The sequence below is a fragment of the bacterium endosymbiont of Bathymodiolus sp. 5 South genome, assembly GCF_900128535.1.
Taxonomy (GTDB): Bacteria; Pseudomonadota; Gammaproteobacteria; order PS1; family Pseudothioglobaceae; genus Thiodubiliella.
In genome coordinates this window covers 1-8,331 of sequence record NZ_FQTR01000084.1, presented here as the reverse complement: position 1 = coordinate 8,331, position 8,331 = coordinate 1, and the positions used below count along the sequence as shown (strand labels likewise).

12 protein-coding genes are annotated in these 8,331 nt (G+C 37.2%); 5 read left to right on the top strand and 7 right to left on the bottom strand.

Annotation, left to right across the window (positions count from 1 at the left end):
* Window positions 1–191: 191 nt before the first annotated feature.
* The 5 genes from sbcB to BBROOKSOX_RS07755 all read left to right on the top strand — a co-directional run bounded on the left by sbcB (window position 192) and on the right by BBROOKSOX_RS07755 (window position 3,848).
* Window positions 192–1,607 (top strand): exodeoxyribonuclease I, encoded by a 1,416-nt coding sequence (gene sbcB / locus BBROOKSOX_RS07775; protein WP_139660687.1) that lies wholly within the window; start codon window positions 192–194, stop codon window positions 1,605–1,607.
* A gap of 98 nt (window positions 1,608–1,705) precedes the next feature.
* On the top strand, window positions 1,706–2,338 hold the full coding sequence (nth, locus tag BBROOKSOX_RS07770; RefSeq protein WP_139660685.1) for an endonuclease III: 633 nt from the start codon (window positions 1,706–1,708) through the stop codon (window positions 2,336–2,338).
* The gene (locus tag BBROOKSOX_RS07765) at window positions 2,339–2,758 is read left to right on the top strand and encodes a DUF1841 family protein (RefSeq protein WP_139660684.1); all 420 of its coding nucleotides are present in this window, start codon (window positions 2,339–2,341) and stop codon (window positions 2,756–2,758) included.
* A 6-nt stretch (window positions 2,759–2,764) separates the two neighbouring features.
* Window positions 2,765–3,604 carry a fructosamine kinase family protein gene (locus BBROOKSOX_RS07760; RefSeq protein WP_139660681.1) on the top strand — a complete coding sequence of 280 codons (840 nt, stop codon included), beginning with the start codon at window positions 2,765–2,767 and terminating at the stop codon, window positions 3,602–3,604.
* On the top strand, window positions 3,597–3,848 hold the full coding sequence (locus BBROOKSOX_RS07755) for a TfoX/Sxy family DNA transformation protein (RefSeq protein ID WP_139660678.1): 252 nt from the start codon (window positions 3,597–3,599) through the stop codon (window positions 3,846–3,848). Before BBROOKSOX_RS07760 ends, BBROOKSOX_RS07755 begins: the two co-directional genes overlap by 8 nt.
* Here the strand turns inward: BBROOKSOX_RS07755 and hisH are convergent.
* From hisH to BBROOKSOX_RS07720, 7 genes are all read right to left on the bottom strand, one after another.
* Window positions 3,832–4,509 carry an imidazole glycerol phosphate synthase subunit HisH gene (gene hisH / locus BBROOKSOX_RS07750; protein ID WP_139660675.1) on the bottom strand — a complete coding sequence of 226 codons (678 nt, stop codon included), beginning with the start codon at window positions 4,507–4,509 and terminating at the stop codon, window positions 3,832–3,834. The two genes, BBROOKSOX_RS07755 and hisH, sit on opposite strands and share 17 nt — an antisense overlap.
* A 5-nt stretch (window positions 4,510–4,514) precedes the next feature.
* Window positions 4,515–5,096, bottom strand: a complete 582-nt coding sequence (hisB, locus tag BBROOKSOX_RS07745) for an imidazoleglycerol-phosphate dehydratase HisB (RefSeq protein WP_139660673.1) — start codon at window positions 5,094–5,096, stop codon at window positions 4,515–4,517.
* An 11-nt stretch (window positions 5,097–5,107) separates the two neighbouring features.
* Window positions 5,108–5,356, bottom strand: coding sequence for a hypothetical protein (locus BBROOKSOX_RS07740; protein WP_139660671.1), 249 nt, complete (start codon window positions 5,354–5,356; stop codon window positions 5,108–5,110).
* A gap of 7 nt (window positions 5,357–5,363) precedes the next feature.
* Window positions 5,364–6,389, bottom strand: a complete 1,026-nt coding sequence (locus tag BBROOKSOX_RS07735) for an aspartate-semialdehyde dehydrogenase (protein WP_139660668.1) — start codon at window positions 6,387–6,389, stop codon at window positions 5,364–5,366.
* Window positions 6,390–6,470: 81 nt separating this feature from the next.
* On the bottom strand, window positions 6,471–7,127 hold the full coding sequence (locus BBROOKSOX_RS07730) for a DUF799 domain-containing protein (RefSeq protein ID WP_139660666.1): 657 nt from the start codon (window positions 7,125–7,127) through the stop codon (window positions 6,471–6,473).
* Entirely contained in the window at window positions 7,124–7,486 is a 363-nt protein-coding gene (locus tag BBROOKSOX_RS07725; protein WP_139660663.1) for a DUF4810 domain-containing protein, read from the bottom strand. Before BBROOKSOX_RS07725 ends, BBROOKSOX_RS07730 begins: the two co-directional genes overlap by 4 nt.
* Before the next feature lie 2 nt (window positions 7,487–7,488).
* Entirely contained in the window at window positions 7,489–8,160 is a 672-nt protein-coding gene (locus BBROOKSOX_RS07720) for a CsgG/HfaB family protein (protein ID WP_139660661.1), read from the bottom strand.
* Window positions 8,161–8,331: the final 171 nt, after the last annotated feature.

The following is an 8,331-nucleotide window of genomic DNA, read 5'->3' as shown; positions in this document are numbered from 1 at the left end:
TGGTGATTTCTTTAAACCTTGTCCTAGCAGGGCTAAGGCTGGGTTTAAAAAATCGCCAAGTGGGTGAAAAGTGGGTTTCTGATGATTGTTCCTATTTATACAAAGGCCTCTTTAAAAATAATATTATTTTCTAACAGTCAAATAAGCCTTGTAAAATAAAACCTAATATTACCAGCAGAGGCTTATAAATAATGAAAACATTTTATTGGTATGATTTTGAGACTTTTGGTATCAATCCAAAGACAGATAGAATTTCACAATTTGCAGGTATTCGCACAGATGAAGCTCTTAACATTTTAGATGAACAAATGTTTTACTGCAAGCCAACTAACGATTGTATGCCGTCACCTGAGGCCTGCGCAGTAACCAATATTAGCCCACAACTTTGCGAAGAAAAAGGCTTAATAGAACACCAATTTATTCAAAAAATCAATGCTGAATTTACCACGCCAAATACTTGTATAGTAGGTTATAACTCTATTCGTTTTGATGATGAATTTACACGCCATACTTTGTATCGTAATTTTATTGACCCCTATGCTTGGCATTGGAAAAATGGCAATACCCGTTGGGATATTTTAGATGTGGTGCGTCTGTGTTATGCGCTAAAAAGAGATTTGAGCCTAAAATGGGTACATAATGAAGAAGGCAAGCCTATATTCAAACTTGACCAACTTGCGCCTGCTAATGGTATTAAGCATAATGATGCACACGATGCCCTAGCAGATGTGCGTGCCACAATTGCCATTGCAAAAATTATTAAGCAGACACAACCACAGTTATTTGATTATGCCTTTAGCCTAAGAGAGAAGAGAACAGTTGAGCGTAAAATAAAACCTTTTGAGCCAATGTTGCACACCTCGGGTATGTACCCTGCCATACTCTCTTGCACACGCCTATGTACTGTATTAGCCTACCATCCAGAATATAACGACCGTGCTATTGTCTTTAACCTGGACCAAGACCCCTCACTCTTATTAGAACTTGATATTGATGAATTAAAAAACCTCATGTTTACCAAACAAGCAGAACTACCAGAAGGGGTAGAAAGATTGCAAATTAAAGATTTGATTTTCAATAAAAGTCCAATGTTTATACCAAATGTTTATAAACTTGAGCCAAAAATTGTTGAGCAATTACAAATTGATATGAATGCTTGTCTACAGCGATTAGAATTTATTAAAAATAATCAAAATAAAATTGCCAAAGTAGCACAAGATTTATATCGCAATGACCAAGAACGAGCACCAACGCCTGATGTTGACCAGTCGCTGTATGATGGCTTTATGGATAATGCTGATAGGCGTATCAGTGAACAAATTCAAACACTTAATGTAGAAGGATTAAAGAATTTTCATCCGCAATTTAAAGATACAAAACTCAGCCAACTACTGATGCATTTTAAAGCTAGAAATTACCCTGAATCCTTAACCCAAGATGAGCAAGAAGACTGGTTTGAAGTTGTACAAAGTCGCATGCAAGCAGGGGAAAATGGTTACCTATCAATTGACGAGTATTCTAAACGCGTCAATGCTATGCGCCAAATTCATCCCGATAAAGAAAACCTTTGGCAACAACTGGAAAAGTATGCAGAATCGTTTTTTTAAAAGTTAGATAATCACTCATAACAACCCTTGTAGCGTCATTTTGCTATTAATCTGATACTCAGGTATAATGTTGCGCTGAGTTAGGAGGAGTACGAAAAATGAACGCCGAAACACGCAGTGAAATATTTAGCAGGTTATTAAAAAAGATACCTGAGCCAACAACAGAATTAAATTATTCAACTCCTTTTGAATTATTAGTAGCAGTGACTTTGTCCGCTCAAGCGACTGACAAAAGTGTCAACAAAGTCACTGACGAACTATTCCCCCTTGCTAATACGCCTGAGGCGATTTACGAATTAGGTGAAGATGTTGTTAGAGACACTATCAGAACAATTGGCCTATTCAACTCAAAGGCAAAGCATATCGTTCAAGCTTGTAAGATTTTGATTGATAAGTACGACTCTAATGTACCTGAAACACGCAAAGAATTAGAGGCATTACCCGGTGTCGGTCGCAAAACTGCCAATGTAGTCCTCAACACAGCATTCGGACACCCAACAATTGCGGTTGATACACATATTTATCGTGTTGCTAATCGCACGGCAATTGCCAGTGGTAAAACGGTATTAGAAGTAGAGAAAAAATTAGTCAAATTTATTCCTGATGAGTATCGTGTACCAGCACATCACTTGATGATTTTGCATGGTCGCTATACTTGTAAAGCGCGTTCGCCATTATGCGTTGATTGTATTTTGCTTGACCTGTGCGAATACGAAGAGAAAAATTTATAAGTGCTTTACACTCAAGATAGAACACAGCAGCGCCAATTCCTTGCCAATGCTTGGCAAAAATTCTTAAATAAAGAGGGGCTTAACCCCTTAGAAACTCAACTCACGCAAGTGATTGAAATGCATCCTGAATACCACGCACTTATTAACAATGTAGAATTGGATTATTTTCCAGAACAAGGCGAAGTTAATCCCTTTTTACACATCAATCTACATTTGTCACTTAAAGAACAATTATCGATTAATCAACCCTTAGGTATTCAAAAATATTATCAAAAAATATTAAACAAGGTTAAAGACCCGCACGAAGCAGAGCACAAAATGATGGATTGCATCGCTGAAATGATTTTTTCCTCACAGAAAAACAACACGCCCATGGACCATCAGGCTTATATTCGTTGCTTGCAAGCACAATCTAATTAATCAGTAATGTTCGTTGAATCGCACATTGAAAAACACTTAAGGCAACAAGTAACCCACAAACAATCGATCAGCACAGGCTTGTTTGAAGCTTATCAAATAATATTAGACAATGGTGAAAAAGTCTTTATTAAAGCACAAACAAAAGCCAGTCAACAACTCATCTCTGAAGGCAAGGAATTAGCTTTACTAGGGCAAAGCATTCATACGCCAAAAGTCTTAGGTAGTTGTGAATATTGCTTAATACTTCAGTGGATTGACATCGCACATAACCCAAAAGTACAAACGAAAATGGGGGTTGAACTTGCCAAACTACATCAAAATACTGCACAATATTTTGGCTTTGAGTTTGATAATAAAATTGGACAAACACCACAACCAAATGGGGTTAATCAAAACATCAGCAACTGGTCAGAATTTTATTGGCAATATCGCTTATTACATCAAATTGAATTAGCCAAACAAAATGGATTAATTAATCAAAATGAATATCGGCAATTGTTAGCACTAAAAACTGTTTTGCCTGACTTGCTTGATGACAACATTAAGCCTGCATTGTTACATGGCGATTTATGGTCGGGTAATATCATAAGTGGAAAAAATCACCCTTATTTTATTGACAGTGCTAGTTATTATGGGCATCGAGAGATTGATTTTGCCCTAACCTTTATGTTTGGTGGATTTTCTGCTGCGTTCTATCAGAGTTATCATGATACTTATCCATTTGATGCAGGCTTTGATAAGCGTAAACCCCTATATATGCTGTACCATTACTTAAATCATTTGAATATCTTTGGTGGTGGCTACCACGCCAATGTCATGAATTGCTATAATGTATTGCATGGGTGAGATTTCACAACTAAAAGGTCTAGGGGCTGCCAGCGAACAGCAATTAAATGCTATTGGGGTATATACGAAAAAAGATTTGGAAAAGATTGGTGCGCTAGAAGCTTATATTAGAATGAAAGAACCACATTTGTGTTTTTTGTACGCTTTAGTTGGTGCGCTAGAGAATCGTTCTTGGTTAGATGTTGCACATCATGATAAAACACGCTTACTCATTGAATTAGACAATCTCAAATATCCCAATTAACAAAATTTTTAAGTAATTGTAAACCATCGTGCTGAGATTTTTCAGGGTGGAATTGCACCGCAAATAGATTATCTTTGGCAACCGCACAAGTAAAGTCAATACCATAATCACTTGACCCAACAACCACGGATGCATCATCTTGCTTAACATAATAACTATGTACACTATAAAAACGCGCATTATCTTCAATATTATGCCAAAGTGGATGCTCCTGCGTTTGCTTAACGGTATTCCAGCCCATATGTGGGATTTTCAAAGTTGAGTTAGTCGGTGTTTTTTCCATTTCTACAAAACTTGTACTCTGTGCGTGCAATTCACTTTTTGCAAAATGCACAACATCACCCGCAAGAATAGACAACCCTTGAGTGCCACCATTTTCTTGTGAATGGTCAAATAACAATTGCAAACCTAAACAAATACCTAAAAAAGGTTTTTTATCTGCGGCTTGTTTAATCACATCAACTAATTGGTGCTCATTTAACTTTTGCATACACGCACCGATTGCGCCCTGTCCTGGAAACACAATTCGGTCTGCATCATTAATTAAATCTACATTATCGGTAAGAAAGATTTTGTCATTCGGCGCCACATGTTCTAATGCCTTTTGCACGCTACGAACATTACCCATACCATAATCAATAATTGCAATACTCTGGGGCATTTATTTTACAATGTGCCTTTGGTCGATGGAATAACGCCTGCTTGGCGCTCATCTAATGTAACTGCCATTCTTAATGCTCTACCAAATGCCTTAAAAATCGTTTCCGCTTGGTGGTGAGCATTGACTCCGCGTAAATTATCAATATGCAAAGTAATTAAGGCGTGATTAACGAAGCCTTGGAAAAACTCTGAAATTAAATCCACATCAAAAGTGCCAATCATCGCGCGGGTAAAACTCACATTAAGTTCTAAACCTGGGCGGCCTGATAAGTCTAACACCACGCGTGACAATGCCTCATCTAAGGGCACATAAGCGTGCCCATAACGAGTAAAGCCTGCCTTATCACCTGCTGCTTTTGCGAATGCCTGACCCAGCGTAATACCAATATCTTCAACGCTGTGATGGTCATCAATCTGCGTATCACCATCACATTTAATGGTTAAATCCATCAAACCATGGCGTGCAATTTGGTCCAACATATGGTCTAAAAATGGTACGCCAGTATCAATCTTTGCTTGACCTGTGCCATATAAATTTAATCCGACTTGAATATCAGTTTCATTGGTTTTTCTAGCTACTTTTATCATGGTTTTATTTTTTAACCTTGGTTAACAATATTAAAAATATCTTTATTATAGCTGTTAACTGCAATAATCGCCCAAATAACACAAATCACATAAGGAATAAATAACCCAAATCCAAAAGTTACAAAACCAATAATTACAGTTATAACCAGCATAACCAAAGCGCCAACAACAGTGGCATAAAATAAGCCAATTGGACCTAGAAATATCGCCAAGAGAATGGCAACAATAAAGCTTTTAGTGGGTAGTCTTTGCTTTGACATAAATTATTTACAAGTATTCTTTAATTAAAATTTCAGCAATTTGAATACTGTTCAATGCTGCGCCTTTACGAATATTATCAGAAACCACCCAAAGATTAAGTCCTTTTTCACAAGAAATATCTTCACGAATACGACTCACAAAAGTATCATCGTGATTAGTTGCCTCAACAAACGGCGTTGCATAACCACCATCTTCACGCTTATCCATCACTGTAACACCACTCGCTTTAGATAAAATTTCAGTCGCTTCAGCGGCAGTAATTTTGGTCTTGGTTTCAATATTAATCGCCTCAGAATGCCCATAAATTACTGGCACACGCACTGCTGTTGGATTGACCAAAATATTATCGTCTTCGAAAATCTTTTGCGTCTCCCACACCATTTTCATCTCTTCTTTGGTATAACCATTGTCTTGAAACACATCAATATGTGGCACCACATTAAATGCAATCTGCTTTGGATACACTTTAACATCAACCTCGGTATTACCGCTTAACAGTTTAGTGGTTTGCTCAATTAACTCACTAATTGCCTCTTTGCCAGAGCCTGATACTGCCTGATAAGTTGCCACATTAATACGCTCAATACCCACCGCATCATAAATTGGCTTGAGTGCCACCAACATTTGAATGGTGGAACAATTTGGATTGGCAATAATATTACGCTGCGTGTACTCTGCAATCGCATGTGGATTAACCTCAGGCACTACCAAAGGGATGTCCTTATCACGACGAAAATGTGCCGTATTATCAATCACTATACAACCCGCCTGCGCTGCAATCGGTGCATATTTTTCAGAAATGCTACCACCTGCTGAGAATAAACCCACTTGCGCCTGAGAGAAATCAAAGGTATCTAAGTCCTGCACTGTCCAACTTTTTCCCTGACAAAATACTCTCTTACCTGCTGAATTGGCACTCGCTAATGGGTATAAATTATTAATCGGGAAATCTCGCTCATCTAAAATAGAAAGAATCGTCTCGCCCACCGCACCGGTTGCACCCACAACACAAACATTAAACTTTTTACTCATAAAACCAAAATTTGAAAATAATAAAATGAATGCATTATACCTATTATCAAAATAATAGAAATTTTATAATCTTTACTTGTTTTACTTAGAGACCTTTTTAGGGGTTTTATAAGGACCATCAAGCAGTCCTGTTTTTTCTGCATGGATTGCAAAATAATTTGCCATACCTGATGCTTCAGGTGTTCGATCTTCTATAACTTGAGTTAATGCAGCACTAATTATACTGGCAAGAATGCCACCAGAATTATTAGAATTATTAGAATCTAATCTTGCAAAAGCACCAGACTCCCAAAGCAGCTCACCTGTCTTTGTGTCAACCAATTTAAGCTTTGCCCTTACAATAGCAACAGAAGAAAGGACTAAATATTTTTGCCCAAACTCTTCAATCTCAACATATAACACTGCATCAGCCCCTGTGTGCTCTCTAATTTTTTCCAGCGGAATGCCATTCATTTCAGCAGGTGTTGGCAAGCCATTTTCTTTTAAAAATTGATCAATAACTGCAACAGGCAAGACATAATAGCCTTTTTCAGCCAATGGTTTTGTTAGTGTAGACAGGTAAATATAAGATGCATTAACCTCAATGGAATTGTTTTTTGGCGGTATAACAACAATTGACCTAGGCTTGCTTTTTTTAAATGCCGTGTAATCATAAGGCTTTACTTCATGTTTATTGCATCCGACAATAAAAATAGATAAAAAGGCAATTAGAAAACCCAATTTTAATATTTTTTTCATTGTATTCCTTGATTTTTCTTGGCACGCTCAAGCATGCCGTCAATCAGTACGCTTGACTCTGGAAATAACGCCTTTTCTTGTAAAAGCATTGCCTCAGACTTAACTGTGTTTCCTTGCTTGGCATACATCATACCTAGATGTGCATAAAAGCCAGGAGCGACTTTCTTGCCCGAATCTTTGGCTTTTCTTAAATCAATCTCAAGTTCAGAAATTTGAGTGGCTGTATCTACTTCATCAGGTGCTACATAAGATTGTCGCACAATATTTTCGTATTGCCCCCAATAATACAAGTGATTATTACCACAACCGCTTAACAAAAGTACACTGACTAACGATACTAATAAAGAAACTTTAACCATTATTACTTCTCAATTTTCCACACATTATTCTGCATATCCCTAGTCATATTGTTAATGGCTTCCATAATAGACAAGTTAAGCACTTTGCCATTTAAAGTTGCATCGTAGCCTGAACTACCACCAAAGCCAAGTAACTCTTCATGGGATAAAGTGTATTCTCCTGCACCTTGCACAGAATAAACCACTTGAGAAGTGAGCACATCAACAATATTGAGTGACACCTTTGAATAGGCGGTTTGTTGTTTGCTTGAACCCAAGATACCGCCCAGCATTCTACTTCCTGTTACTTTCCTACCAAATTCTGTTACGCTGCCGGTGACAACATAATGAGCACCCTTAATATTTTGTTTTGCACCCATAAACTTTGCTTCTTGCATATTGCTTTTCATGTTTTGACGATCCATCACATTGAAACGATTGCTTTGCTGCAAATGTGTTTTTAGAATGGTATTGGCTTGATTGCCTAATTTATCAGAACCAGCCGTAAATAAGCCACGCATATAATCAGAATTATTCTCAAAAGAGCCAATAATAACATCTACTCGCTTTCCAGAATAAGGTTGCTGATACGCATTAACATGGGTTTCTTTAACAATATTGTGCGTTTCTTTTGGCGTGCACGCCATTAAACTAGAAAACATTAGAAGTGCAATAACGATATTTTTGTTTTTCATATTTTTTTTATTTATGTAATTTTTAAAACATTATGAGACTTTTGCATAAGTAGGGATGATTAGCAAAATGACAAGTTTTGCCAACTTGGTGATTTTATGAAATATAGTCATAGCAAAGCTATGGCTGTGTTTTATAAAATTGTCAAGTTGGTGAAAAATGGCGTTTTGATG